The sequence below is a fragment of the Rubritalea spongiae genome, assembly GCF_042652385.1.
GTDB classification, from domain to species: Bacteria; Verrucomicrobiota; Verrucomicrobiia; order Verrucomicrobiales; family Akkermansiaceae; genus Rubritalea; species Rubritalea spongiae.
In genome coordinates this window covers 337,628-362,838 of sequence record NZ_JBHSJM010000001.1, presented here as the reverse complement: position 1 = coordinate 362,838, position 25,211 = coordinate 337,628, and the positions used below count along the sequence as shown (strand labels likewise).

22 protein-coding genes are annotated in these 25,211 nt (G+C 47.2%); 11 read left to right on the top strand and 11 right to left on the bottom strand.

Features of this window, described 5'->3' with window-relative positions:
- Nucleotides 1-17: 17 nt before the first annotated feature.
- Nucleotides 18-1,592 carry a hypothetical protein gene (locus tag ACFPK9_RS01865; RefSeq protein WP_377092841.1) on the top strand — a complete coding sequence of 525 codons (1,575 nt, stop codon included), beginning with the start codon at nt 18-20 and terminating at the stop codon, nt 1,590-1,592.
- A gap of 53 nt (nt 1,593-1,645) precedes the next feature.
- Entirely contained in the window at nt 1,646-2,152 is a 507-nt protein-coding gene (locus ACFPK9_RS01860) for a ferritin (protein ID WP_377092838.1), read from the top strand.
- Here the strand turns inward: ACFPK9_RS01860 and ACFPK9_RS01855 are convergent.
- Entirely contained in the window at nt 2,149-2,685 is a 537-nt protein-coding gene (locus tag ACFPK9_RS01855) for a hypothetical protein (protein ID WP_377092836.1), read from the bottom strand. The genes ACFPK9_RS01860 and ACFPK9_RS01855 overlap by 4 nt on opposite strands.
- A 160-nt stretch (nt 2,686-2,845) precedes the next feature.
- On the opposite strand from ACFPK9_RS01855, the gene ACFPK9_RS01850 reads away from it, so the two are divergent.
- Both ACFPK9_RS01850 and ACFPK9_RS01845 read left to right on the top strand, forming a co-directional pair.
- Nucleotides 2,846-4,933: a c-type cytochrome gene (locus tag ACFPK9_RS01850; protein ID WP_377092835.1), complete on the top strand. Its 2,088-nt coding sequence runs from the start codon at nt 2,846-2,848 to the stop codon at nt 4,931-4,933.
- Nucleotides 4,934-4,953: 20 nt separating this feature from the next.
- Nucleotides 4,954-5,262 carry a putative quorum-sensing-regulated virulence factor gene (locus ACFPK9_RS01845; RefSeq protein WP_377092834.1) on the top strand — a complete coding sequence of 103 codons (309 nt, stop codon included), beginning with the start codon at nt 4,954-4,956 and terminating at the stop codon, nt 5,260-5,262.
- Between the two features lie 21 nt (nt 5,263-5,283).
- On the opposite strand, the gene ACFPK9_RS01840 is transcribed toward ACFPK9_RS01845, so the two are convergent.
- Entirely contained in the window at nt 5,284-6,234 is a 951-nt protein-coding gene (locus ACFPK9_RS01840) for an ornithine cyclodeaminase family protein (RefSeq protein WP_377092832.1), read from the bottom strand.
- 139 nt (nt 6,235-6,373) lie between these two features.
- Here ACFPK9_RS01840 and ACFPK9_RS01835 point away from each other — a divergent pair, with 139 nt between their 5' ends.
- On the top strand, nt 6,374-6,868 hold the full coding sequence (locus ACFPK9_RS01835; protein ID WP_377092831.1) for a lactoylglutathione lyase family protein: 495 nt from the start codon (nt 6,374-6,376) through the stop codon (nt 6,866-6,868).
- Nucleotides 6,869-6,934: 66 nt separating this feature from the next.
- Nucleotides 6,935-7,645 (top strand): phosphoribosylaminoimidazolesuccinocarboxamide synthase, encoded by a 711-nt coding sequence (gene purC / locus ACFPK9_RS01830; protein ID WP_377092829.1) that lies wholly within the window; start codon nt 6,935-6,937, stop codon nt 7,643-7,645.
- Between the two features lie 79 nt (nt 7,646-7,724).
- Here the strand turns inward: purC and msrA are convergent, their stop codons facing one another.
- The gene (gene msrA / locus ACFPK9_RS01825) at nt 7,725-8,378 is read right to left on the bottom strand and encodes a peptide-methionine (S)-S-oxide reductase MsrA (RefSeq protein ID WP_377092828.1); all 654 of its coding nucleotides are present in this window, start codon (nt 8,376-8,378) and stop codon (nt 7,725-7,727) included.
- A gap of 228 nt (nt 8,379-8,606) precedes the next feature.
- On the opposite strand from msrA, the gene ACFPK9_RS01820 reads away from it, so the two are divergent.
- The 5 genes from ACFPK9_RS01820 to ACFPK9_RS01800 all read left to right on the top strand — a co-directional run bounded on the left by ACFPK9_RS01820 (nt 8,607) and on the right by ACFPK9_RS01800 (nt 15,207).
- The gene (locus tag ACFPK9_RS01820) at nt 8,607-9,542 is read left to right on the top strand and encodes an ABC transporter ATP-binding protein (protein WP_377092826.1); all 936 of its coding nucleotides are present in this window, start codon (nt 8,607-8,609) and stop codon (nt 9,540-9,542) included.
- 23 nt (nt 9,543-9,565) lie between these two features.
- On the top strand, nt 9,566-10,564 hold the full coding sequence (locus tag ACFPK9_RS01815) for an ABC transporter permease (RefSeq protein WP_377092825.1): 999 nt from the start codon (nt 9,566-9,568) through the stop codon (nt 10,562-10,564).
- Nucleotides 10,565-10,611: 47 nt separating this feature from the next.
- Nucleotides 10,612-11,190 (top strand): sigma-70 family RNA polymerase sigma factor, encoded by a 579-nt coding sequence (locus ACFPK9_RS01810; protein WP_377092824.1) that lies wholly within the window; start codon nt 10,612-10,614, stop codon nt 11,188-11,190.
- A gap of 5 nt (nt 11,191-11,195) precedes the next feature.
- A complete protein-coding gene (locus ACFPK9_RS01805) occupies nt 11,196-12,272 on the top strand; it encodes an anti-sigma factor (RefSeq protein WP_377092823.1) in 1,077 nt (358 codons plus the stop codon).
- Nucleotides 12,273-12,429: 157 nt separating this feature from the next.
- Nucleotides 12,430-15,207 (top strand): PVC-type heme-binding CxxCH protein, encoded by a 2,778-nt coding sequence (locus ACFPK9_RS01800; RefSeq protein ID WP_377092822.1) that lies wholly within the window; start codon nt 12,430-12,432, stop codon nt 15,205-15,207.
- An 84-nt stretch (nt 15,208-15,291) separates the two neighbouring features.
- Here the strand turns inward: ACFPK9_RS01800 and ACFPK9_RS01795 are convergent, their stop codons facing one another.
- The 8 genes from ACFPK9_RS01795 to pgsA form a co-directional block, all read right to left on the bottom strand.
- The gene (locus ACFPK9_RS01795) at nt 15,292-15,828 is read right to left on the bottom strand and encodes a hypothetical protein (RefSeq protein ID WP_377092821.1); all 537 of its coding nucleotides are present in this window, start codon (nt 15,826-15,828) and stop codon (nt 15,292-15,294) included.
- Between the two features lie 18 nt (nt 15,829-15,846).
- On the bottom strand, nt 15,847-18,972 hold the full coding sequence (locus ACFPK9_RS01790) for an efflux RND transporter permease subunit (RefSeq protein WP_377092820.1): 3,126 nt from the start codon (nt 18,970-18,972) through the stop codon (nt 15,847-15,849).
- Complete coding sequence (locus ACFPK9_RS01785) at nt 18,962-20,077, bottom strand: efflux RND transporter periplasmic adaptor subunit (RefSeq protein ID WP_377092819.1); 1,116 nt, start codon at nt 20,075-20,077, stop codon at nt 18,962-18,964. Before ACFPK9_RS01785 ends, ACFPK9_RS01790 begins: the two co-directional genes overlap by 11 nt.
- 30 nt (nt 20,078-20,107) lie before the next feature.
- Nucleotides 20,108-21,412, bottom strand: a complete 1,305-nt coding sequence (locus tag ACFPK9_RS01780) for a TolC family protein (RefSeq protein ID WP_377092818.1) — start codon at nt 21,410-21,412, stop codon at nt 20,108-20,110.
- 164 nt (nt 21,413-21,576) lie between these two features.
- Nucleotides 21,577-21,978: a hypothetical protein gene (locus tag ACFPK9_RS01775; protein ID WP_377092816.1), complete on the bottom strand. Its 402-nt coding sequence runs from the start codon at nt 21,976-21,978 to the stop codon at nt 21,577-21,579.
- Nucleotides 21,979-22,062: 84 nt separating this feature from the next.
- Nucleotides 22,063-23,256, bottom strand: a complete 1,194-nt coding sequence (locus ACFPK9_RS01770; RefSeq protein ID WP_377092815.1) for a hypothetical protein — start codon at nt 23,254-23,256, stop codon at nt 22,063-22,065.
- Between the two features lie 83 nt (nt 23,257-23,339).
- Entirely contained in the window at nt 23,340-24,482 is a 1,143-nt protein-coding gene (nagA, locus tag ACFPK9_RS01765; protein ID WP_377092814.1) for an N-acetylglucosamine-6-phosphate deacetylase, read from the bottom strand.
- 33 nt (nt 24,483-24,515) lie between these two features.
- Nucleotides 24,516-25,097 (bottom strand): CDP-diacylglycerol--glycerol-3-phosphate 3-phosphatidyltransferase, encoded by a 582-nt coding sequence (gene pgsA / locus ACFPK9_RS01760; protein WP_377092813.1) that lies wholly within the window; start codon nt 25,095-25,097, stop codon nt 24,516-24,518.
- Nucleotides 25,098-25,211 lie beyond the last annotated feature (114 nt).

Genomic DNA, 25,211 nt, shown 5'->3' with positions numbered 1-25,211 from the left:
GAGCTAGTTTCCCGAATATGTCACAACGGAGAAAGCGACGGAATTTAGCCACGGGAAAAGGGAAATCAGGCTCTTTGATGAAATGGCTTATTGCTATCTGTGTGATTCTGTTAGTTGCTGTTAGTTTAGCATACAAGTCGGCTATTGATTATCTCCACAGTACTCGCTTCAGAGAAACGATTGCTGTAAAGATCAGCGAGGTGATTGGCGCTCGTTCACAGTTAGGTGAGATGCAGTGGAGTATGTTGCACATGGAAAATGAAGGGTTTTCAGCCCGTAGTGAAGGAGCTCTGCAGAATGTACAGGCGAATGGGATCGAGCTCAACGTAGCCAGTGACTTTTTAACAAGCGATGCTTGGACATTGTCGGATGTGGTGGTGCAGACTGCGGATATTGAATTGGATTTAACAAAGAAATTCACTACGATTGATGCTGAGATAAAACCAAAGAGCTGGATTGAGAAGCAACTCCCAGAGAAAGCGGAAGTGACTGGTTTAAAGGTGCTGCGTGCTGATGCCAAGGTGGGGACCACGCTGGGAGATATTGGTGTTTCCGGGACGTCGGTTAGCATAGAAAAAGAGGGATATGGATATTCCGCTGAAGTCGTGGGAGGAAGTGTCGATTTGCCGTTATTTGTCCTGACGCACGCAGAATTAGAACGAATGAAAATGCGGATGCTGAATCAACGCGTGGTGTTGGATTTTGCTGAGTTGAGTGTGATGGATAGCGGGAGGCTTGAACTTGATGGTGAGGTGGATTTTTCAGCTGACAGTATTGATTATGAGCTGCACGGAAATGTGACGGGCTTGAAATGTGCGGATATCATTAATGAAGATTGGAAGCAGCGACTGAGCGGCGATGTAGAATCGAGCTTTTCCGCTCAGCCAAGTGCGGGCGGCGACTTGGATGTGCGTGGCAATGTGCTTATTCGTGATGGTCAACTGACAGCCTTGCCAGTGTTGGACACGATTGCTGCGTATACGGCAGTGCGAGATTTTAAGACGCTACGCTTTTCGGAATTTCGATGTGATGTGTTTCGACGGGGTTCTTTATTCCGCTTGAGTAACATTTACCTCCACTGTGACGGCTTGATGCGGATAGAGGGCTATCTTGATTTCAAAGGTCAAGAGATCGCTGGGACATTCCAAGTTGGACTCAATCCAGGGACTGTGAGTCATATTCCAGGGGCTGAAGAAAAAGTATTTTTGCCGGGTAAAGAAGGCATGAGTTGGACGACAGTGCGGATCGGCGGGACTGTGGATGATGTGACTGAAGATCTCAGCGATAGGATGGTCGCAGCTGCAGGGGAAAGGCTTTTTGAAATGATTGGAGGAGAAATGATGCTCAAGTTTGGCGGGTCTGCTGAAGATCGGGCTAAGTTTTTGAAGCAACTTCAAGAAGGTGAAGTGAACCAACTTCTTAAGGGGACGAATGGGTCGGTATTAGAGGTCGGCAAGGATTTATTAGATTCAGATGAGCTACTTACTGATCCTGTGAAGTCTGGCACTGATTTGCTACAAAATGGCTTAGGCGGATTTTTCGGAGGAAGTTCAAGGGAGAAACCGAGCGATGAGAAAAAGGAAGATGAATAGTTTCATCCGTGGTTGATATGGTTTAGAGTGGAGGTGTTAACCTCAAAATAATAATGATCCATTCAGAACTTCAAGACGCCCTTAACGCACAGATCAATCAAGAGCTTTCTGCTGCGTATAACTATCTCGCGATTTCGGCTTATTTCGATGAAGAAAACTTAGGAGGTTTTGCTAAGTGGATGCTTCTGCAGCACCAAGAAGAACTTGAGCACGCGCAGCGACTTCAGACGTATTTAATGGATCGCGGTGGCCATCTGGAGTTGGAAGCGATTGCAAAACCGAGGTCGCAATTTTCTGGGGCGCTCGAGGCTTTTGAGTTTTCGCTGACGCAGGAACAAGAAAACACTCAGTCTATCAACAATCTCTACGAGATCGCTCTGCGTCATAAAGATCACGCGACGAAGAGTCACTTACAATGGTTCTTAGACGAACAGGTAGAGGAAGAAAAAAGCGTGGAAGAGGTGATTACCACGCTAAAGCGCATCGGTAGTGATGTAGCTGGTTTGCTCTACCTGAACGAGAAACTAGGTGAGCGCAAAGCTGAGACTGTGGCAGTCTAAGACTCTTTGTCTTTTTCGAGATCTTCGAGAACATGCTTGGGGATTTCGATTTCGACGAACTCTTCACCTTCAAAGAGACGGCGTACGATGTTGAAGCTGAAAAGCAGGGTGAGCCCGATCATGAAAAAGCTGAGTTCCATGAAGACTGGTGAGCTCATGTAGCCGGCGATCTTGGCTGCGACTTCACCAGGGAAGCCTTCGAGTAAAAAGACGCTCGCGCCAACGATTCCTAGGACGAGGAAGAATCCGCTCATAAAGATGCAGCCGATGATTAGCGTCTTAACCCACTTACGTTCCCAGGTAGGTGCATTTTTTGCAATTTTAAGCAATGCGATGAGCCAAGCGACGAAACCTCCACTGATGACAATTCCCCAGAAAGTCATGCGCTCAGGAGTGAAGAGCAAATCAGCTAATTCTTTAGCTACGTCACCGAGACCACCAGGTCCTAGCACGGAGATCACTTTGATTGCCATCAGAGCGATGACAAGAATCAGGAAGATGGCATAGCCACCGATGAAGCAGATGCGAAGCATAGAGGACAGGTGCACTGGGTAGCTGGAAGTTTCAAGCTCAATACACTAATTGTGGCTGAGTGACTTCATGAGAAAGATGAGTTCTGTTTTATTGATATTTAGCATTCTAGGTTGCAATTACAGACCTAACAGCTATTGGAAGAGCTCATATTAAACGGCTATGAAAGAAAAAATCCTCAAGTTTCTCGCGACGTGTGTTGCTGTCGCAATGGCAGTCTTTTCCTATATTCAATGGTTTATGGGAGATGACACAGTGGTGATTGATGCAGCTGAAGATGCTGAAGTTTTGGCGAAAAATGAAGGGTATGAAAAGATCCACCATCTGGACCAAGGAGCAGTGCAGCTGCCACTATTCATTTTGCTTTCCATGAAAAGTAAAGGGTCAGATGAGCTTCTGGTTAACGCTATGCAGGATTATGGATTTATCACTAAGAATTCAGAAGCAAATCCAGAGGCCATGCCCATTGGTATGTCTACTACGCAAGTAGGAGGTATGAAGTACACCACGATGAACTGTGCTGTGTGTCACACTGGCAAAATTCGTGTAGATAATAAGGCCTATATCATTGATGGAGCTGCAAACCATTTCCATACGATGGCTTGGGCAAAGCACGTAAAAGAATCTATCGAGGCGACATTACATAGTGACGAAGAGCTCTTAGATTTCCTCATTAGAGCAATTCAGAAAAAGACTATTGTAATTAAAAGTGGGGTAACTGGTGAGCCTTACGATGCTGCCAAGATGGAGCGAGTGAAAGAGAACGTACTCAAAGATGATGCCGGGAAGATGTCATTAATGTCTGGTCAAAAATCATCTGTGCAACCTGAGGATGTGGCTGGAATGGCAGCAGAGGAACTTGAAGAATTTGTTATAGCGAAGGCTCTTAATGCTGCGTTGGATGAAGCGAGAGAAGTGAAGTCCTATGAGCTGGATGCTGAGGAAATCTTTGAAGAACAAAAGGTGCGTTTGGAGAAATATATTGATGAGGATAAGAAGCTTTTCACTGCCCCACTAAGTAGTGCCAGTGGTATGAACAAGACATCAGGAGATAAACCTCACGGAGCGTTGGAAGATATTGTGGAATTAGTAAAGCTGATGAAGTTTCAGCTAGAATACGGAAACAACATACTTGGTATTGTAGATCGACTTGGAGACTTTGGCCCAGGTCGAGATGATGCCTGGTCCATCTTGACCAAGCTACTTTGCGACAACAAGGATCACAATGGTGTACTGATGTACGGTCAGTCATCGGCTGGGGCTCCAGCAGATGCTTTACAGTTGAACAAACCAGCACCAGTGAAGGTTCCTAACTTGTTCTCTATTTCGCACTATCACCGTTCAAAAGAATTTAAGCCTGGAGTGTATCATTTTCATTATGATGGGAATACCAATACCATGGTGGAAAGGAATCTACTTCAGGCGTTGGCTATTGGTTCGGTCCAGTATTATGACGAGGCTGCGGGAGGAGAAGCGACTGAGGTGAAGCTTCCTGCACTGATGCAGGCTGAAAACTATTTTTCTTCATTAAATATTCCCAATTTCTCAAAAAACTTTCCTCAGTATTTCGACGAGAAACTAGCGAAAAAAGGAGAAGAAGTCTTCCATAGAGAAATCGAAATTAATTATACAGACAGAAATGGAGAAAAGCAGACCATTAGAGAGTCCTGTTATTCCTGTCACCAGACTAAGCCTGAAGGGCGTGAGTTTCCGATTGAGCTCATTCAGACTGATCCTAAGCGTTGGGCATTCTTCAATGAGAAAAATTATCGTCGAAATTTGGTCAAACTTGGTGAAGTCGCTAAAACTCTTACCGAGAATACTGCTAAGGCACAGAATTTCGATATCGATAGCATTCCAGAAGAAGCAAAAGATCGCAGATGGTACGTAGATCAAACTGGGTATTATGCTCGCACACTAGAGGGAGTCTGGGCGAGCCCACCTTACTTACACAATGGTTCGGTGAGAACGATAAGAGATCTACTTAATCCGGCATCTGAGCGAAAAAACTATTACCTAGGTTCACGAAATTACGATGTAGTTAATCTTGGGTACATGGATGACAAGGAAATGGATCCAAATAATACAGGGAAAAAAGTGCCAGCATATTTCCTTCAGGCCGAAGCGTATACTGACGAGAATGGTGTAGAGCATCCAGCAATCAATGGTGGCCACGAATATGGGGTGGACTTCTCTGATGAAGATAAGGCGGCGTTGATCGAGTACTTGAAGACGCTTGGAGATTCTTAATTTGCAGTTAGAATGCTTGTATGGAATTCACTGAGATTGATCGCGAAGAGTTTCGGCAGTTACTGATAGAGATCGGTCAGACGTGGATGCCTTTCGGGAAGTTCGGACCGAAGAGCTATCCGCCTCGCGGGGTGCCGATTATGGATTTGCCGCCAGAGTATCTCACATGGTTCAAGGAACGGGGCTTTCCCAAAGGTCGACTTGGTGAATTGCTGGAAGCGGTTTGTGACCTGAAAAATGTTGGCATGGATATGGTATTCGAGCCAATGCGAAAGGCGAATGGCGGGCGAGTGAGTATTCGTAAACGCAAACCGAATACTGACTTTTAATGAGGTTCTTTGAGCATCGTTTTACGATTTCTCTAACGAATATTTTTGGTAGGCTAAGGCTGTTAGAGCAAGGTCACCGATTGCTAGGCCTCGGAAGATGAAGGCATTGCGGTCGTTATCACATTTTCGGCCTGAACATTTTCGTAGAACTAGCTCTGATAAATCGCCCGTGATCAACTCGGACGATGCGAGTTTATTAGGTTGAACGGCTTCTTGTTCTAGGTCATCGATAACGACTTGATTGAAGGCTGCGAAACTCTCCTTCTCCCAGGGTGCCGCCAAATCGGTAATTGCTGAAAATGAGCCGGGCTTGAGCCAGTTGGCGTCGAGAAAAGGCGTGAGAGTTGGTGAGTATGTGACTGAGCTGATCACGATATCTGCGCTAGATACAGCTTCCTTTGCTGTTTTGCAGATGACAGTAGGCAAAGCTTGTTTTTTGGCATCTTGGCAGAGTTTGTCGATGTTTGCTTGTCCACGACCAAACATGCGCACCTCTTTGATAGGGAATAATTCAGTGAATGCGTGTAGGTGGCTTTTGGCCTGCACTCCACAACCGACAAAAGCAATGACTGAGGCATCCTTGCGCGCCATGTGTTTGGCTGCGGTAGCGCTGAGGGCTGCGGTACGGACCGCTGTTATCCAGTTTCCGTCGAGTAAGGCTACGGGCAAACCGCTCTGACTATCGAGCATGGTGACTAGACCGTTGATTTGTGGGAGTCCTCTCTCAGGATTGTGAGGATTGAGCACAAGTGTCTTAACAGCCAGTAGGGATGGTTCGTCAGTAGCAGCTAAGGCAGCCATCATGTAGCGTCCATCATCGGGCATGATGACCGTTTTCGGGGCGCTCCAAGCCGTTTTATTTTCAACATTTGCAATCAAGGTTTCTATACTGCAAATCGCATCCTCAGTGCTAATGTCCAAGGCGGAGAGCTCTTGTTCTGAGAGATAAGGGATGGAATGCTGCGTGGTCATGCAGTCTACATACAATCTGTGTGGAATAAGGTAAAGGGTACCAAGTTTGCCATTGTCGATCTTTGAGATATTTAAGGGGCACTCATTATTTCATCGTCAATTCGACTTTGCTCAAAAGTCTGCTAGAATACTGCTAAATATGAAAACATATCCTAGAACACTTTCTCACATTGGTTTATCTGTTCCTGATCTCGAAGCTGCTGTGCGTTTTTATCGAGAGGTAATGGGCTGGTACGTCATCATGGAGCCCACTGAAATCATTGAAGAGCCAGACACCGCGATTGGAGTGATGTGCGAGGATGTGTTTGGTAAAGGCTGGGGGAGTTTTAAGATCGCCCACATGTCGACTGGGGACAAAATGGGGGTGGAGCTGTTCGAATTTAAAAACAACGAGAAGCCTAAAGAATTTGAGTTCTATAAGACAGGGACGTTTCACTTCTGTGTGCAAGACCCCGATGTGGAAGGGCTGGTCGAGAAAATTGTGGCTCACGGTGGTAAGCAGCGCATGCCGATCCGTTATTATTACCCAGGTGAGAAGCCGTATCGGATGGTCTATGTAGAAGATCCATTTGGAATCGTATTTGAAATTTACTCGCACAGTTACGAACTGACATATTCTGCTGGTGCGTATTAGTGGTCAGAGTGCAAAAATCCTTTTGCTATAGCTTGACCAAAACGTGTCCTCCTTTTACGCATAGGCATGGAACCACTCTACGAAGGTAAAGCGAAGCGTCTTTACGCAACAGAAGACCCGAACGTACTTCGTATGGAGTACAAAGATGAAGCTACTGCATTCAATGCGGAGAAAAAGGCTGAGTTTGAAAATAAAGGTCGCCTCAATACCGCCATAACTCTTGCGATCTATCGCATGCTCGAAGCTAAGGGAGTTGAAACACACATCGTCGAATCTATCGATGATACCAACATCCTCGTGAAGAGCGTCGACATTTTGCTTGTTGAAGTGATCGTGCGCAACGTAGCTGCAGGTTCATTCTGCAAGCGTGTTGGCGTGGAAGAAGGCACCGCATTTAAGCAGCCGATTGTTGAATTTTCCTATAAGAGCGATGAACTCGGAGATCCATTGATCAATGATGACTATGCTCGAGAAATGGGACTCGCAACTCCAGAAGAGTGTGCTGAACTCAAGGAAAAAGCTCTGGTGATCAATGAAGTGCTTATTGACTTCTTCAAGCGTGCAGGACTCAAGCTCGTTGATTTCAAGATTGAATTCGGACGTACTAAGGATGCTGATGCGAAGATCGTCCTCGCTGATGAGATTTCTCCTGACACATGTCGCCTCTGGGACCTTGAGACAGGCAAGAAGCTCGACAAAGACCGTTTCCGTCAAGACTTAGGTGGTGTGATGGAAGCGTATGAGGAAGTCCTCAAGCGCGTTGAGCAAATTAGCTAACAAGTAATCACTTTCTCAAATTTAAAAAGGCCACGGAGAATGAACTTCGTGGCCTTTTTTTTATAAGAAGTGAGAGGGTTTACTCAGCGACTTTGGCTTTGTCTTCGAGCCCGAGTTTTTTGATTTTAGGAGCGATTATAGCTCGGCAATAGCCATTTTTCTGTCCGTTAATGCGGTAGTAGTCTTGGTGATAGATTTCAGCTGGGTAGAAGGTACTGGCTTTGGTGATTTCAGTCACGATGGGTGATTTGAAATCCTTTTGCGCTTCTTTGAGTGAGGCTTCTGCGGCTGCTTTCTGGGCATCAGTATAATAATAAATGGCTGAGCGGTATTGGGTGCCAATGTCATTGCCTTGGCGGTTAAGAGTAGTTGGGTCATGTGCTTTCCAGAACCACGCGAGGATCGTTTTAGTGCTGACTTTTTCAGGGTCGTAGACGAGATGGACGACTTCGGCGTGACCAGTTGTGCCAGTGCAGATGTCGGTGTAAGTGGGGTTTTCTAGCTGTCCACCCGTATAACCAGAGACGGCGGATTTTACTCCATCGAGTCGGTTGTAGACGGCTTCGACACACCAGAAACAGCCAGCTCCGAGGCTAATTTGTTCGTGACCTTCAGGGATTTCTGGCATTTTTGCGGGTGATTTATCGGCAGACATGGCTTGTTGTTTGTTAAAGAATAAAGTGGCTGCGATTCCAAGGACTGCGAGGATCGCGATGGATTTTGGTTTCATCATAATGGCGGAGTGTGTTTCTAGGTGTGAGGGCGATGGGGTAGTTCTATTCCTTTTGTTTATAATGAGGTGCAGCTGGGATGTGGCTGCTTAAGGAATCTGAGCGAATAGATTGTGGAGTTTAGAAATTGGCTTGTAAATGTCATAGCGTTTTCACGCATCGTGTTAGATAAACTGCGTGGTCTTTATTTAAGCTTGGATGAGTTGCAATATTTCCTCTATGCATAAGTGATGAGCGCTAGGCCGACAGCGATAGATGTAATTGAAGTGCGTAAGAAATATCGAGGAGGTGTTGAGGCGCTGAAGGGCCTATCCTTGCAAGTTCCACGCGGTGAAATATTCGGCCTGCTCGGACCGAATGGAGCCGGGAAAAGCACCTTGTTGAAAATATTGCTGACGATCATTAAGCCAAGCCATTGCAGAGGTGTGATGTTAGGTCATCCCATTGGAGATAAACAGACACTCGCTAAGGTTGGGTATTTGCCAGAGCATGTACGATTTCCTGATTATCTAACCGGAAGGCAAGTGATTCGTTATTCGGCAGGGCTTTCTGGGATTTGCCAAAAATTCTGTAAAAAGAGGGAAGAGGAATTGTTAGGATTTGTTGGGATGATGGAATGGGCTGATAAGAAGATGAAGAGCTACTCGAAGGGGATGAAGCAGAGGATAGGATTGGCGCAAGCTTTAGTGAATGATCCAGAGCTCATCTTTTTGGATGAGCCGACTGATGGGGTGGATCCGCAGGGCAGGAAAGAAATGCGAGGTGTGCTGCAAACATTACGTGATCAAGGACGAACTGTTTTTGTGAATAGCCATTTGTTAGGTGAACTTGAAATGGTCTGCGACAGTGTTGCTATCCTGAATCATGGTGAATTAGTGAAACAAGGGCGCTTAGCGGAATTGACTTCAGAGGTGGCGAGTTACCAAGTAAGTTACCACGGACATCTCGGAGCTGAGCTGAGGGCTCGATTATCTGAGCTGGGTGAAGTGCATGTTTCTGAACCCTTGTTAGAAGTTGCAACGGATAATTCTGAAATCATTCAGCCAATCATAGATTTGTTACGCTCGCATCAGGTAGTGATCGATGAAGTGAAGAAGTCTAAGCAGAGCTTAGAAGATTTATTTTTATCAATTGTAGACGGCGCTCAGCAAGGAGGGAGAAAGTAATGATTCAGGTGCTTACATTGTTAATGGATTCATTTCGGATGCTACTGGCTCGGCGTTTGTTTTGGGTGAGTGTAGTTCTGTCTTCTTTACTCGCTTTACTGTATTTGTCGATCAGCCTCGAAGCTAATGGGGTTGGGCTCTTCTTTGGTTTAAAATTGATAGAGAACCCAGTGATGCGACTGGGGACGCCTGAGGGTGAATATTTTTATGTCACCTTGTTCACCTCCTACATGACACGTTATTGGCTGGGAAGTGGAGCTATTCTGTTAGCGTTAATTTCGACAGTGTCAGTGTTTCCTGAGTTTTTACGTCAGGGGTCGATAGAGGTTTCGCTGTCGAAGCCGGTATCGCGGATGAAGCTGTTTCTAGTAAAGTATTTAGGCTGTCTGTTATTCGTTGCTATCCAAACTGCGATCTTTGCAGGCATTGTTTTTTTAGCGATTGGGCTGCGCTTGGAATATTGGAATTTCAGTGTGTTTTGGGTAATTCCGGTGATTACCTTTGTGTTTAGCTTGCTGCATTGTGTGCAAGTCTTGGTCGGTGTGCTTACGGGTTCGAGCCTTGCTGCTTTGTTGAGTGCAATTTGTTTTTGGGTGATTGCGTGGGGAATGCAGATTGCGGAGCAGACTCTTTATCTAAATACCTATGCGATGGTGGAGGAAAAAATGAGTATTGATTGGAAATCGGGGGAGGTGAAAGGATTGGATGAAAGGCAAGAGGTTGACCCAGATGCAGCCAAGAACTATGACTTGGTGAAGAAGTTGAGCATGCCCTTACCGAAGGTGCGTGATGTCACCTTGTATCTCGAGCAGTTGGTGCAGTTCCGTGATAGTGGATCGGTTCTTGAGCAGGTTGATTTACTCTCTTCTGTGGAGAAAAATGAAATCCAGTATAAGAGTCAACGTGCTGATAGACGTACTCGAGAGAGGTATAGTCCGGTTTATTTCTTAGGTACATCGCTGTTGTTTGAGGTGCTTTTGTTAGCCATCGCAAGTTATGCTTTTGCTCGAAAAGATTACTAATCGAGAGCGTAGTAACAGTGATGGACAGCGGTGAGAGTCAAAATCGATTGGAATCACTATCGACAGTCTTAAGTAGCTATTTGGACCAACAATCCTTGGAAACTCTTGGCGAGAATGACAAGGTGAGGCGTTTTACCGAATACTACATCGTTACACGGCCAGTCTTGAAAGCCTATCTCTCTGCTTTTCTGGCATCGAATGATGCTGCTATCGAAGATTGCATCCAAGAAGCCAGTCTTGTGGTTTGGAAAAAATGGGATGAGCAATGGGATCTAGACGGTTTCCAGAAATTCATTTTTGTTACTGGAAAGTTCAAAGCGCTGAGCTGGTTGAAGAAGCATCAGCCTGCAAAAAAAGTTCGTCTATCGAATTCATTGATGGAACGACTAGCAGATAAGACGATAGAGCTAGAACGAGATGCCCGACTCGACAGTTTACATTTATGCATGGAGAAGCTGAGTCCGAAGCACAGGGAAATCCTTGATGCTCGTTATGTGCAGCAAGGGGGCAAAGCAATTGGTGAGCTTGCTGAGAAAATGGATCGATCGGTAGGGGCCATATATAAACAATTAGAGAGGCTGCGAACTATCCTGCGCGATTGCGTCTCTAAAAATAAAAGCTTTTAGTAATCATGAGTGATGAATTCATAGTGGGTAAGGAAGATCTGCCAGTGAGCGTGGAGGTTCGCGAGCTTGTCGATAAATTCATCGATGGTCGCTTGAGTGAGGAGGAAAATGTTCGACTCGAAGCGATTTTGGAATCTGATGAACAATCCTTAGGATATTGTGCGGAGCGCATGCGCTTTCATGCTGAGGTCGAAGAATTGATGGCTCCGGTACGCGTGGAACTTCTGCAAAAAAGACACTTAGTGGTGGAGACAAAGAGCGGTTTGGCGACTGTATCTAAAGCTGTCAGTAATGTAGTTCGAGTGGGGAGCCCTAAGTTTGATTCGCCCCTAGAGCTTCCGCCAGGATTGAAATCTCCTAAACAGATATTCGCGTATGGATTAGCTACTCTTGCGATTGTCGTTGTGATACTTACGGTTGTTTTTTACATCATTCGCAATGATGAATCCTCCACTCACTCAGCTAAGTTAGAGCTAAGAAATGCTTCGTTCGAGGCGCTTCCTATCGACAAAGACAACCCTCCATACATTTACACGATTTTGGATTGGCAGGACTATTTTCAGACTAACAAAGTGATGGTTTGTGATGTAGAAAGAGCTACCTCTGGACAGAAAATGGCCCGTGACGGGAAATACGCAGTACTTATGAAAGCTGGAGGTTTTCTCACGCAGCGATTGGCGTTTAACGATGGTGAGACATTAACTGCAAAAAAAGGGCTGAGGTTGAAAATTTCGGGCTGGGCAATGCCAGAAAGCTCCGAGTCAGCAGCGGGTTTATGGATTTCATCACGAGTGGTGGTTAGCGCCTACCCATCGATGGCGCAAGTGAAGCCCGATGAACAAAAGGTCGAAATTGACAGTGAAACTTGGGAAAAGTTTGAAGTGATTCTGTCGTTGCCGAGCGATAGCTTGATGATGGCTCCATCGATAAGCGATCGGAGGAATTCCACAAAGGGGGTAGTGGATATTACTGGGTTAGATTTAGCAATCTCGATCGACAATATGTCCGATAATCCACTGTACTTGGATCATCTTAGTATAGGAGTATTGCCGGATGTCGAAGGAGCAGTGACTGGTGAGTGAATGCGCCTTATTGTTCTGATAGAAAAATTTCTGAAAAAATATGTCAGGAATTTGAGGGATGAGAAATAGCTAAGTGAATAAACCAAGCTGTGGACGATGAGGGTCAAAGAGCGAAGCTGAGCTTTGTAGGCCTCTAGCACAGATTATTCGCTTTATTATGTACAAAATCTATATCCTAAAACTAGTCCAGCGTATACGAATCGCTGTTGGCGTGGCCGCTGTGGCTGGCGCATCATTAGGTCATGCAGATCCTAAAAATTCCAAGCAAGAAACTGAGAGCAAAAAGACCACAACGGACACGAGCGATTGGGCTCCCAAAGAAACTCCAGAAAAGGTATCTTTAGATTATTTCTCTATTCCTGAAGATGAAAACTTAGAAGTCACCCTGTGGGCTCAGTCTCCTATGTTGTTTAACCCAACTAATATGGATATTGATCACAAAGGTCGTATTTGGGTTGCGGAAGGCGTGAATTACCGTCGTGAATCAGGGAGACGTAAAGAGGGGGATCGGATTGTGGTGTTAGAAGATACTACAGGTGATGGGAAGGCGGACAAGTCACACACCTTTGTTCAAGATACGGATCTTGAATCACCACTGGGTGTTGCCGTTTTCGACAACAAAGTGGTGGTTTCACAGCCTCCTAACTTGTTGGTCTATACTGATGTGAATCGCAATTTGAAATACGATCCAGCTGTCGACAAAAAAGAAGTTTTATTGACTGGTTTCAATGCGCGTCAGCACGATCATTCCTTGCACTCGGTGACTGCAGGTCCAGATGGAAAGTGGTATTTCAATAACGGAAACTGCGGAGCGATTTTTACAGATAAATCAGGGAAAACATTTAACATGAATGGTTCCTACCGAGGTGGTGGTGGAAAGTATTATGTAGCCCATAATAAGCTTCGTGGAAAAAAATCTGATGATGGATTTCTGTGGACTGCAGGCTTCGGGGTGCGGATGAATCCTGACGGAACGAATGCTGAGATTATTGGACATGGTTTCCGCAACTCCTATGAACAATCGATTAATTCGATGGGGGATGTTTTCCAAAACGATAATGATGATTATATGAGCTGCCGTAATTCTTATGTGCTTGAATATGGCAGTGCCGGATTTTTCTCACGCGATGGACAACGTTCGTGGAATTCCTTGCGACGCCCTGGGCAAACTGTTGAGCGTGCACATTGGCGCCAAGATGATCCAGGTACTTTTGATTCTGGTGACGTCTATGGATTAGGTTCACCGACTGGTAATGTTTTCTACGAAAATGGTGCTCTTGGTGATAAATGGCAAGGGTCGTATTTGGCTTGTGAAGCTGGACGGAACACTATTTTTGGATATCAGCCAAAAGCGAAAGGTGCCAATTTCCTGTTAGAGCGTCTCGACTTTTTGACTACTAATGTGAAGAAGCAATTCATCGGCGGTGATACGACTAAAAAATTAAAGAAACAAAGTGATACAGAAAATAAGGGAGTGCTGTTTAGACCTTCTGATATATCAGTCGGTCCGGATGGTGCTATTTATGTAAGTGATTGGTATGATGGACGAGTGGGCGGCCACTCCACATTAGATACTACTTGTTCTGGAGCTATTTACCGCATTGCACCAAAAGGGTTTGAATCCGAGGTTCCTGAGTTCGACCTGAGCACCACGGAAGGACAAATTGCAGCTCTGAAATCGCCAGCAATCAACGTGCGTCATCTTGGTTTTACCCGTTTACGCGAAGGCAAGGAGAAGTCTCTTCCAGCTGTTTTGAATCTTCTGGATGATTCTAATAAGTATGTAGCATCGCGTGCTATTTGGTTGCTTCCATACTTGGGAGAAGAAGGAATGGCAAAATGTGTGACCTTACTTTCAGACAAAGATCCAGATGTGCGTGTGGTTGCTTACCGAGCTCTACGTCGTACGAATGTTGATATTGTACCATTTGCTAAACAACTAGCTAACGACCCAAATGCCGCAGTACGCCGAGATATAGCTCTTTCTATGAGACATGTGAGTGCGAAAGAGGCACTGCCTATCATGGTTGAGTTGGCAAAAGCGTACGATGGTGAGGATAAGAACTATTTGGAGTCGATCGGCCTTGGCTCTGAGAACAAAGAGAATGCAATTTGGCTCGGACTCAAGCAGGCGATGGCTGGTGAGGATGCTGAAAAATGGTCTGAGGCCTTTGCTAAGATTACTTGGCGCTTATGGCCGGCTGCAGCAGTGCAAGATTTAGAAAAGCGTGCAAACAGCAAGTCGTTGACCCAAGAGCAAAGAGATTTTGCCGTGGAGTCACTTGCATTCATAGATGACAAGTCTGCTGCAGAAGCAATGCTAAGTCTAGCAGGTGAGAATTCAATAGTGAAGGACTCCACCGCTTATTGGTTGCTCAGGCAAGGAACTGGGCCGTGGTCTAAATTCAATGTTAGAAAAGGACTGAAAGAAAAAGGGATCTACGATCCTGAAAAAATCACAGTCAACTCTATCAGAGTGCCAGCTCCACCCAAAGTCAGCAAGTTTCCGAGTGAGGATGAAATTCTTAAGCTTGAAGGTGATCCTAAAAAAGGTGCGGTCAGCATCCAGCGCTGTGTCATGTGTCACAAAATCAATGGGGCGGGCCCTGACTATGGACCAGCATTACAAGGGTGGGGAGCTACGCAATCACGTGAAGCGATCATTAAAAGTATCGTGAACCCTTCCGCAGATATATCTCATGGCTACAAGGGCAAAGAAATCACTTTGAAAGATGGTACGGTGGTTCAGGGACTTGAAACTCCGGGGAATCCAATAGTGATGATGTCGACTGGCGGAGTTGTTCAAATGATTCCACGCGAGCGTGTCAAATCTAGTAAGAGTATGTCTCGCTCACTAATGCTTTCAGCTGAGCAATTGGGTCTCAGTGCGCAAGATGTCGCTGACATTGTGAGTTACATGCAGCAGTGGAAGTAACTTTCCCATATCGATAGAAAAATATAAAAAAGCCGAGACCTGTGATGGCTCTCGGCTTTTTAATTGGTTGATTAAAAGGGGGGCTTAGTGATGACATTCACAGGCGTACTCCTTGTTGTCACAGGATGTGCAGCCACTGAGGTTTAGGGTGAACTTGCTTACGACTTCTTCGGAGTCGGCTGATGGTTTAATCGCTACAATTGTTGGGAAGTTGTTCCCCATTGGTAGTGGCTTATCGGAAACTAGGGAGTCGCCTTCTAGTTTGAAACTTAGCTCTGTAGGGTTCCTGCGCTCACCTGTAACTACAGTGATATTTTGCTCTTCTGGAGCGACTTGTTTCATGTCCTGATCGAAGAAGCTGATTTGAATCTTACGGTCATCGCGGACGAGAAACTCAGCCTGTGGGCTTAGCTCTGTGATCATACGTCCTTGGTTCGGTCCCGCCTTGACGTGGTCGTGCCCAGAGTGATCGCCGTGGTCATGTCCTTCATGGTCGCCGTGGTCGTGGCCGGCGTGGTCATCGGGCGCTTTTTCGACTTGAGTACTTGGCTTCTCGCCGCATGCTGTGAGGAGTGCGAGACTGAGTACTGTCAGTGGTGTTAGTGTGTATTTTAATTTCATAGTTTTTAGTTTATTGGGTTAGCCAACAGCGGGGGAGTTGTTAGCTAGAGCTTTTTCTGCTGCTTTGCGACCAACGAGATAGAAGACAGCGGGGTTTACGATGAGTCCTAACAAGGTGCTAGAAACCAAACCGCCAGTAATTACGATGGCCACAGGGTGGAGAATTTCTTTACCTGGCTGATCGCCTGCTAGAACTAGAGGAATGAGAGCCAAACCAGCAGAGAGTGCGGTCATGAGGACTGGGACGAGGCGTTCTTTGGTACCACGGATGATCATTTTTCGATCAAAGCTCTCTCCTTCGTGTTTCATCAGATGGAGGTAGTGCGAGAGCAGCATGATGCTATTTCTCGCAGCAATTCCAGCCACGGCAATAAAGCCAACGAGTGTGGCGATGCTAATATTGTTGATAGTCATCCAAGTGAAGGCAATACCTCCGCTCAAAGCGAGAGGGATATCGCAGATCACTTGAATCGCAAAGTTGAGGCTGCCGAAGTAGGTATAAAGCAGCAGGATTACAACTAAGAGTACAATGGTTGAGGCGATGAAAATACGTTTGGAGGCATCTTGTTGGGCTTGGTATGCTCCTTCGATGCTGACCCAGTAGTTTTTGTAAGCAGCCTTGTTCATGACCTTTTCATCGATGCCCTGTTGGAGGCTGGTGATCATCGATTCCAGATCGCGCTCAGTTGGGTTAATTTTTACTACGAAGCGCCGTTGGGTATTCTCGCGCATGATGACGTTGGGTCCTTTTGCGTTGCGAATTTCAGCAATTGCCTTGAGCGGGACGCGCTGACCTGAACGGTTCGTGAGCATGAGGTCTTTGAGCTTTTCAGGATCTTCACGCCATTCTGCAGGAAGACGCATGACCATATCTATTGTACGTTCACCTTCAAAAAGCTCAGTGACGGTGGCGCCACCTAATAGGGTCGAGAGCTTTTGATTTACTTCTGCTGGTCGGAAGTTGTATGCGAGCGCTCGGTCGCGGTCGACTTCGATGCGGAGTTGGGGAATCGGAGCTTGTTGTTCGATACTGGCGGCTTCCAATCCTGGGATATCTTCACACACTTTTTGGATGTCTGTTCCAATCTGGCGCAGGGTTTCTAGGTCTGGGCCGAAGATTTTCACAGCGACTTTAGCCGAGACACCACTGAGCATATGACCGATGCGATCTTTCAGTGGGCCAGAAATGACGCTGAAGGTTCCAGGAAGATTCTCGCTGCTGATGCGTTGACGGATCTCGGCGTTAATTTCTTCTCGAGATGTGTCGTTTTCTTGCAGCTCGATATCGAATTCAACGGTCGACACAGGCACGACGTGGTCACCACGTTCTGCTCGACCTACACGGTGTCCTACCGATTTTACATCGGGCATATCTAACAATAGCTTGTCGACGACGGCAGCAATTTGACTAGTTTTTTCCAATGAGGTGCCAGGGCTGGCGGTCATAGCGACGACGATGGTTTCTTCCTTAAACTCGGGGAGGAATTCTTTACCGAGTTTCGTGTAAAGCATGGCGGTGGCTGCTAAGAGAATGATAGCAACGGCGATCACGAAGGCTGGAGCTCTGAGAGAGAGAGCGAGGAATGTTCGTTCAAAGAACCATTGCATACCTCGGACGATGAAACTTTCCGTATGTTTTTTTCCCGCTTTAGGTTTGAGGAAAAGCGAGCAGAGCACGGGAATCACAGTAAGTGAGACAACAAACGATGCTCCCATGCTGACCATGGTGGCGATGGCAATAGGAGTGAAAAGCCTACCCTCGACACCACTCAGACTGAGTAGCGGAATGAAGACCATGATGATGAAAAGCGTGGCGTAGAGGATCGAATTTCTCACCTCGCCAGAGGCTTTCGCGATGACTTCGAGGCGAGGCAGTGGTGTTTTGAGTGATGCGTTTTCGCGTAGACGGCGGAATACATTTTCAATATCGACGATGGCGTCATCGACCACAATACCGATGGCTACGGCAATACCGCCCAGAGTCATCGAATTCACACTCAAATCCATTATAGAGAAAATGACTGCTGTCATTGCGAAGGAAAGCGGGATGGCTGTTAGGGTGATTAATGTTGTACGGACATTGAAAAGGAAGATGAAGAGAACGATGACGACCATGATGGAGCCATCGCGGATTGCTTCGACTAGATTATCAATGGCGAGATCAATGAAGCTCTTCTGACGAAAGAGAGGTTCCAGATGCACACCAGATGGCGCTTGTTCTTGGAGTTCTTCAAGCGTTGCTTCTACTTGCTCGGTAAGCTTGATCGTGTCGTAGCCTGGCGACTTTGTGATGCTCATGATGACTCCCTTGCGGCCATTGACAGCGGCGTCGCCACGCATGGGTTCGATACCCCATTGTACGGTAGCGACATCGCTGATGGTAACAGGTCGGTCATCTAACATCTTGATGACTGTCTTACCGAGTTCTTCTAGGTCGGTAGTCATGGCGAGGTTGCGGATCATGATTTCCTGCGCTTCGGAGGAAATAAATCCACCAGTAGAAGTGCTTGCTGCCTGGCTTGCTGCTTCGCGGAGTTCTTCAAATGTGACACCGTGGCTGAGCAGTTTGTTAGGATCTGGTAAAACCTGTACTTGTTTGATTCCTCCGCCCATGGAGAGAACTTCGGCGACACCAGGTAGGCTCTGAAGCTTTCTGCGCACGGTCCAGTCAGCATAGGTGCGGAGGTCGCTTGGCTGCGTGCTTCCATCTTCTGAGGAGATGCCAACTAACATGATTTCACCCATGAGAGATGCGACTGGTGTCATGTAGGGAATGACGCCATCAGGGAGTTCTACTGACTGCAGTCGTTCTTGAACGAATTGGCGTGCCGCATAGATGTCGGTGTCCCAGTCGAACTCGACGAAGACGAGAGAAAGCGCTATGTCGGAAGTAGAACGGACTCGGGTGACACCATTGACGCCCATGAGAGCGCGTTCGAGAGGCATGCTGATGCGTTGTTCGACTTCTTCAGGTGCACGTCCGTCGGCTTCGGTTAGAATGGTTACCGTCGGTTTTGTGAGGTCGGGAAGAACCTCGACAGGGAGGTTGATCGTCTTCTGAAAGCCGAGAGCTAGGACTAGGAAGGCGAGAGCGAGAATGATCGCCCGATGCCCTAGCGAGAAGCTGATGAGTTTATTCAACATGGCCCGACTTCTTGAGGGTTACGATGAGCAGCAGTCCTAAAGTGACAGCATTGGAAATGCTCAGAAAGAGAACGATAGGAGAACTCCAGATTGCTTCTTTTTGCGGTCCTTGGGCTTCGGCATCGCGCGCTGCTTTTTGTGCGGCGGTGAGCTCGGAACCATCTTCGTTGTGCTCGTGTCCATGAGCAGCATCGAGAGCTTCTTTAAGCGAGATTCCTCCTCCTTGGGCGAATCCCAAAAAGTAGGCTCCATGGGTGACGACTTCATCAAAACGGGTGATACCAGATTTGATTTCGACAAAACGGTCATTGCGCTCGCCGACAACGACGGGGCATTTCACAAAGGCATTTGGTAGATCAAAATGCTTCACGAAGACATATGGGTCAGCTAAGTCACCTTGCAGTGCTTCGCGTGGGATAGAGATGACATCGTCGCGTTTTGATAGAATGATCGAGAACTCGGTTCGCATGTTAGGACGGAGCTTGAGCTCTGGATTTTTTAACAAGAAGATAGCTTCCAAGGTGCCAGATTCGTGATTGGCTTCTGAGCCCATGCGAATGAGCTTGCCTTCGAATGCTTCATCACCGAGAGAGATGACTTTGATGTGTGCGGTGGCTCCGAGCTTGAGTTTAGATGCTTGGCTTTCAGGAACGCTGGCGACTGCCCAAACTTGCTTGAGATCTACAATGTCCATGAGTTCCTGTGCTGGCTCTACTGGCTGACCCAGGGTGACATGGCTTTCAGTAATGACGCCGCTCATCGGGGCTTCGACGTCGATTACTGGAGGGGGGGAACCAGGTTGGCGGCTTTCGACTTTCAGTACGCTTTCTCCTTTTTTGACAATGTCACCGACGATGGGCGGTGTTTGGACAACGCGTCCTGAGAATCGCGTGCTGATGACGGCGTGTTTGTTAGGGATGGGTTGGATGTGGCCAATAGCGAAGACTGTATGCTGGAATGAAGACTTTTGACTTTTCACTGTTTGCACCCCGAGGTTTTGGACACCTTGCTCGGAGAGGATGATAGTGTTGGTGGCATCAATGCTTTCTTCAGCATTTGTGAATGTGAGCAATGCAGCGCTCACGATCATAAAAATGGATTTCATATTCTTTTGAAATAAAATGGTTGGAGCGTGTTAGAAGCTGGATTTCTCTAGGCCAATCGCGGCAAAATAACGCACACGAGCAGTATGGAATGCTTGCTGGTTACTGAGGTTTTGCGACTGCAGAGCGAGCTGTTGGCTCCGTGCTTTTAGTACGGAAGTAAATGGAGCTTGGCCGTTGCTGTAGGCTTTTTCTAATTGCTCTGCATTGTCATCAGCCAAGGGAAGAAGTCTGTTGTTGAGCTTTTGCGTTTGATTGAGCCAACTTTGCATTTCAGCGTGTTGGGTAGCGACTTCTTGTCGGATTACGAGAGCGAGAGCTTCTTTTTCCTTCACAATACGCGTGGCAGAAGCTCGGGCCGATTGAATGTTTCCTTCGTTTTTATTGTAAAAATTCAGAGGAACGCTGACACCGACGCCGACGGAGCCTTCCGTTTCTAGTCCTTCTGGGGCATCTTCTTCTCGATCGACAGAGGTGAAGATACGACCTTCGACATCTTGGTAGCGATTGGCTTTAGCGAGAGCGATTTGTTGCTCGGATTGATTGATTTCAATGAGTTTTGCACGGTACTCTGGGCGATTGCCCAAGATGAGTGTCGCGCTGGGCATTTTGAGTGTTGGCAAGCTCCCGGTAAGTTGGAGTGGTCGTGCTGGATCGACGCCGATATAGGCTTTTAGTTTATTGAGGAGAATATCCTCTTCGGTGCGTACGCGATCGAGCTGAGATTCGAGGGTGACGGCTTCGACCTTCGCTTGGTTGGCATCGAGTGAAGAGAGAACTCCTTCCTGGACTGAATCTTCAATGTGTTTGGCGAATTGGTTGAGAATTGCGCTTTGTTGTTTGAGGTACGCCGCGCTTTGACGCTTGTGAATGATTTCGACAGCAAGGATTTGCGCTTGAGTAATCAGGGCTCGTTGAGCGACTTTGATTTCTTCTTTCGCGATGGCGAGTTGCTGGCTTGAGATGTGTTTCTCTAGTCGCAGTCGATTGGTGATGGGGAAGCGTTGGGCGAATGTGACTTCGAGTCCACCTTCCGAGGTTTTGACATTTTTATTGAGATCAAATTCTAGTTCAGGATTGGATAGTCTACCGGCTTGAACGACTTGGCCTTGCGCTTCTTGGATGCGTAGTCTTGCCGCGCGGAGTTGCGGGTTGTTCGAGCTGACGCGCGTGGCGATATCGCACAGCTTGAGTTTGGCTGATTGGTTGACTGGACTGTCCTTGCTTAGACTGAGGTCAGCAGCTTCAGGTTTGGCTATGATGAGTTCTGGAGTGGAACTGCAGGCACTTAGTGCGAGTGCGCCACTGAGTGTCGTGGCTATGGTGAAATTTTTCATAATCTTTGATGCAATGCGACTTATGGCATTGTTAGAAATTGTTTGTCTAAGGGGGAATAACGGCAGATCCGCTGTGGGATTCTCACGAAAAAGAGGTGAGAGCTGGTGTAGACGGTGCCGCAAAATCAAGAATGCGGTACAGGTCTCCTATTCAAGTAGGAGTATCAAAGAAGAAAACGGCAGTGCTGTGAGCAGAGTTCAGCAGCCGAAGGAGGGGGAAGAGAGATGTTGGTTGCAATGGGAGGAGCTTTGTTAGAGCGGGCATCAAAGTCGGCTAGCCGGCTCCATTGAAGGACTTCGACGAACTCTGGAGTTTCGATATCGATGCGGGGAGAGGGTAGAGAGCTCAGTTTTACGGGCTCACTGTCGTGACAAATGCAGTCGCAGTTATCGTGGTGATGATGGTGATCATTGACTAGAATGATGACATCGGTGACGCCATCATTCGACTTTTCAACGTGGATATGTTCTTCGTGTAGATGGCTGATACCGTGACCATTACACGCACTAGCGACTTGGAGCGAAGCCAAGAAGCAGAGGGTGAATATGGCAAGAAGAGAGCGCATCAATAGGTAGAGCAATAAAGTAGGTGGTAGCTTTCGGCAAGTCAGATTTTTTAGCGCTCAAATCTTGGTACAGATCAAATGGTGCTAGTTGATGAAAAATGAGAGCCCTAAAAAGTTTCCTTCGAAAGTTTGGTTGAGCTGTCGCCAGAGGTCGTCCTTGGTACGTTCGCCCTTTTCTAGGTAGGGGACCGCGGCGTGGCCGGTGATCCATAATACGACGTCGGTTTCTTTGCTTTCTTCGAACACGCGCTTGAGGTTGATTCCCATTTCTTTAAAGCGCCAATGAGGAATGAGCTTTTCGCCGTTGAGAATGGCTTCGTACTCGGTGAGGAAGAGGTGCCAGTCTTTAACCATTTCAGCAGTGATTGTGATACCTGTAACTGAGTTTTGTTTGGGTGATGGAAGCCATTCTTTACGGTCATCGGTTTCAGCTAGGACAGATTCCCACATCGCTTTACTGAGGGTAACCATATTGAGCAAATGCTGGCGCGATTGTACGAGGCGTTCGGGCTCATTCACTGGCATTTTTGCGAGATGGAGGGCTGCGATGAGGTTGGCGATGTCGCCGTAGTTTTCATCATTTGCACCAAGTGCATTTAGAGTGTTTTTTGGCTTTTGGAATAGATTGTTCGAAATGGCGTTGAAGGCTTGTTCAAAGTCGTGAGCGAGGACGAGATCGCTTAGGCCGAGGCTTACCTGAACGTAGCCTTTTAACCAAATGAGGTCACTGCGGTCGAAACCAATGGTGCCGTCGAATTGATCGAATTCTGCTGCTTGTTGTTGGGAAACGGGGCGGCGTGAATTGATTTGAAGGAAGAGTGCCATGGAGGACTCGAGTTCTGTTCTTTTGCCGTCTTGGTTGACATCGAAACGTACTTTGGTGAGGTCGAGCGGCAGATAGAAATCGTCGTCGCCTAGAGTGGTGAGCGTTTTTTCTATCGCATGGAGGTTCTTATGAAACTGTTCAATGATGGTTCGGAATTTGGTGTAATCAATCTTTTCTGGGTTCGGATTTTGTGCAATGGGGGCTTGGTTGCGAAGACCTATGGTGCGGCTGTTTACACCAAAGCCGTAGGTGTAGAGTTGTTGTTGGAGGTTTTCGATACTCGATCCGAGCTGGCAAATAGCGTTGACGAACTTGCTTTGATTGTCGGAAGTTTGAGCGTATTGTTCGATCGCTTGGGGGAAGGCTCCTTGTTCTAACTGGGACTGTAAGTCGGAAGCTTGGGCTAAGGAGAGACAGGGAGTCAGGAGGAATGAGGCGTATATTGCTTTCATGATGAGTGCAGGCTAACAGCGAAGGTGCTGTCTAAAAAATCGATATTTTTTATAGAAGTATCGACTATGGTGATTATGTTATGTTAGAAACGTTGTTGGCCATCAACGAAGGTGGCCGTGGGCAGTAGGTTTGTGTCGAGGATGGCGATGTCTGCGGTGAAGCCTTTTTCAATTTTCCCGTGCTGTGAGAAACCGAGTGCTTGGGCTTGGTTCAGAGAAGTGGTTTTGACGAGTTGAGTGAGCGGGAGCTTGGTGTATTCCGCGGCTAGTTTAAGGCCTTGATTGTAGGTGAGTGTGGAGCCGGCGAGGGCTCCGCTTTTTTTCAGTCTTGCGACTTTGTTTTCTACAATGACGTCGAGCCCTCCTAGCGAACAGCTTCCATTGGTGAGCCAAGAGCCAGCCATTGAATCGGTAATCAGCTGGATACGGTCGATGGATTTGAGTTTAAAAACGAGCTGGATGAATTCGGGAGAGAGGTGAATGCCGTCACAGATGAGTTCTAGGCTGAGGTCATCATCGAGGAGTCCTGCACCGACTGTGCCGATCTCGCGATGGTGGAGCCCAGTCATTGCGTTGCCAAAATGGGTGAGCTGGCTGAGTCCCGCTCGTTTCGCTGATGCTATCTGAGTATAGTCAGCTTCGGTATGTGCGGCAGAGGTGAGAATTTCTAGCTGATCTGCAGCAGCGATGAGCTGGATGGCATTTCTCTGACATGGGGCAAGGGAGAGAAGACAAATGGGAGTGACTGCGTGGATTGCATGAAGCTCTTCGATACTGGCCTGACGGACGTGTTGAGGGTTCTGGGCGCCAGCTTTGTTGGAGTTAATGTAGGGGCCTTCAAGGTGGATTCCTGGAGTTTTTACGAACTCTTGTTTTGCTCGATATTGCTTACATTTGTCAGCAATTTCTAGCAGGATTTGCTGAGGTTGAGTGAGCGTGGTGGGAAGCCAAGTGGTGACACCTTCGGCGAGCTTTTGTTTGGCAATGTGACGGATGGATTCTAGGTCATTATCGCAGAGGTCAGCTCCAGCGGCACCGTGGGCGTGGATGTCGATGAAGCCAGGAAAGGCGTATTGGCCTTGGGCATCGAAATGTTTGTCCGCCTGTGGGATTGGCTGGTCAGAGCGGTAAACACCTGAAATGAAGCCGTTCTCAAGAGCGATAGCTCCATGCTGGAGTTCGAAATCTGGGGAGATGATGTGCGCATTTGCAATGAGAGTGGTCATAGCGATGGAAGGAGCGCACTTGTTCGCTCTTTTCTAGTGCTGAAGGAGCTGGCGATTGTTATAAATGTAATTGTAGCCAGAAATGAGAGTGAGCGCGGCTGCTAGCCACATTGTGGTGGGGATGATATAATGCTCAGGAGCGGCTAACCAAACAAAGAGTCCTACGACTGGGTTGGCTGCATTTAGGTGGCTGAAGCTGATGTCGGTGAGACAGCCAATGACGAAGATTAGCTGGAAGGTGGTTTTCCATTTCCCTAGTTTGTCAGCGGCGATGACGACGCCTTGTTCTACGGCAATTTGGCGCAAGCCAGTGACCATAAACTCACGACCAATGATGAGACAAGTGACCCAGACTGGGCAGTAGCCTTGGACGGAGAGGAAAATGAAACCGGCTGAGACGAGGATTTTATCAGCAAGTGGGTCGAGCAATTTCCCGAGTGCGGTGACGAGGTTGAGCTTGCGTGCGAGATAGCCATCGAGCCAATCCGAGATCGCTGCTATCACGAAACTCCAGAGTGCGATGTGGGTAGCCCAAGCTACGTCAAAAGAAGCGGCTGCAATAAAGATCGCCGTTAAGAAGAGGCGGAGAACGGTGATAGAGTTAGGCAGGTTCACTCAAACCACTGTGCATAATGTTAGGAGTGGGGCAAGGCTAATGAGGAGACAAGATCGTCTGATCTTGCATAAAAAACACCTTCCAGCTGGGAGCGGGAAGGTGTTTTAGAAATG

Coding starts and splice junctions, on each gene's coding strand:
- ACFPK9_RS01865 (WP_377092841.1), top strand. CDS start 18: ATGTCACAACGGAGAAAGCGACGGAATTTAGCCACGGGAAAAGGGAAA.
- ACFPK9_RS01795 (WP_377092821.1), bottom strand. CDS start 15,828: ATGAAATTAAAATACACACTAACACCACTGACAGTACTCAGTCTCGCA.
- ACFPK9_RS01835 (WP_377092831.1), top strand. CDS start 6,374: ATGAAAACATATCCTAGAACACTTTCTCACATTGGTTTATCTGTTCCT.
- purC (WP_377092829.1), top strand. CDS start 6,935: ATGGAACCACTCTACGAAGGTAAAGCGAAGCGTCTTTACGCAACAGAA.
- ACFPK9_RS01855 (WP_377092836.1), bottom strand. CDS start 2,685: ATGCTTCGCATCTGCTTCATCGGTGGCTATGCCATCTTCCTGATTCTT.
- ACFPK9_RS01790 (WP_377092820.1), bottom strand. CDS start 18,972: ATGTTGAATAAACTCATCAGCTTCTCGCTAGGGCATCGGGCGATCATT.
- nagA (WP_377092814.1), bottom strand. CDS start 24,482: ATGACCACTCTCATTGCAAATGCGCACATCATCTCCCCAGATTTCGAA.
- ACFPK9_RS01820 (WP_377092826.1), top strand. CDS start 8,607: ATGAGCGCTAGGCCGACAGCGATAGATGTAATTGAAGTGCGTAAGAAA.
- ACFPK9_RS01780 (WP_377092818.1), bottom strand. CDS start 21,412: ATGAAAAATTTCACCATAGCCACGACACTCAGTGGCGCACTCGCACTA.
- ACFPK9_RS01800 (WP_377092822.1), top strand. CDS start 12,430: ATGTACAAAATCTATATCCTAAAACTAGTCCAGCGTATACGAATCGCT.
- ACFPK9_RS01785 (WP_377092819.1), bottom strand. CDS start 20,077: ATGAAATCCATTTTTATGATCGTGAGCGCTGCATTGCTCACATTCACA.
- ACFPK9_RS01850 (WP_377092835.1), top strand. CDS start 2,846: ATGAAAGAAAAAATCCTCAAGTTTCTCGCGACGTGTGTTGCTGTCGCA.
- ACFPK9_RS01815 (WP_377092825.1), top strand. CDS start 9,566: ATGGATTCATTTCGGATGCTACTGGCTCGGCGTTTGTTTTGGGTGAGT.
- ACFPK9_RS01775 (WP_377092816.1), bottom strand. CDS start 21,978: ATGCGCTCTCTTCTTGCCATATTCACCCTCTGCTTCTTGGCTTCGCTC.
- ACFPK9_RS01770 (WP_377092815.1), bottom strand. CDS start 23,256: ATGAAAGCAATATACGCCTCATTCCTCCTGACTCCCTGTCTCTCCTTA.
- ACFPK9_RS01840 (WP_377092832.1), bottom strand. CDS start 6,234: ATGACCACGCAGCATTCCATCCCTTATCTCTCAGAACAAGAGCTCTCC.
- msrA (WP_377092828.1), bottom strand. CDS start 8,378: ATGATGAAACCAAAATCCATCGCGATCCTCGCAGTCCTTGGAATCGCA.
- ACFPK9_RS01845 (WP_377092834.1), top strand. CDS start 4,954: ATGGAATTCACTGAGATTGATCGCGAAGAGTTTCGGCAGTTACTGATA.
- ACFPK9_RS01805 (WP_377092823.1), top strand. CDS start 11,196: ATGAGTGATGAATTCATAGTGGGTAAGGAAGATCTGCCAGTGAGCGTG.
- ACFPK9_RS01860 (WP_377092838.1), top strand. CDS start 1,646: ATGATCCATTCAGAACTTCAAGACGCCCTTAACGCACAGATCAATCAA.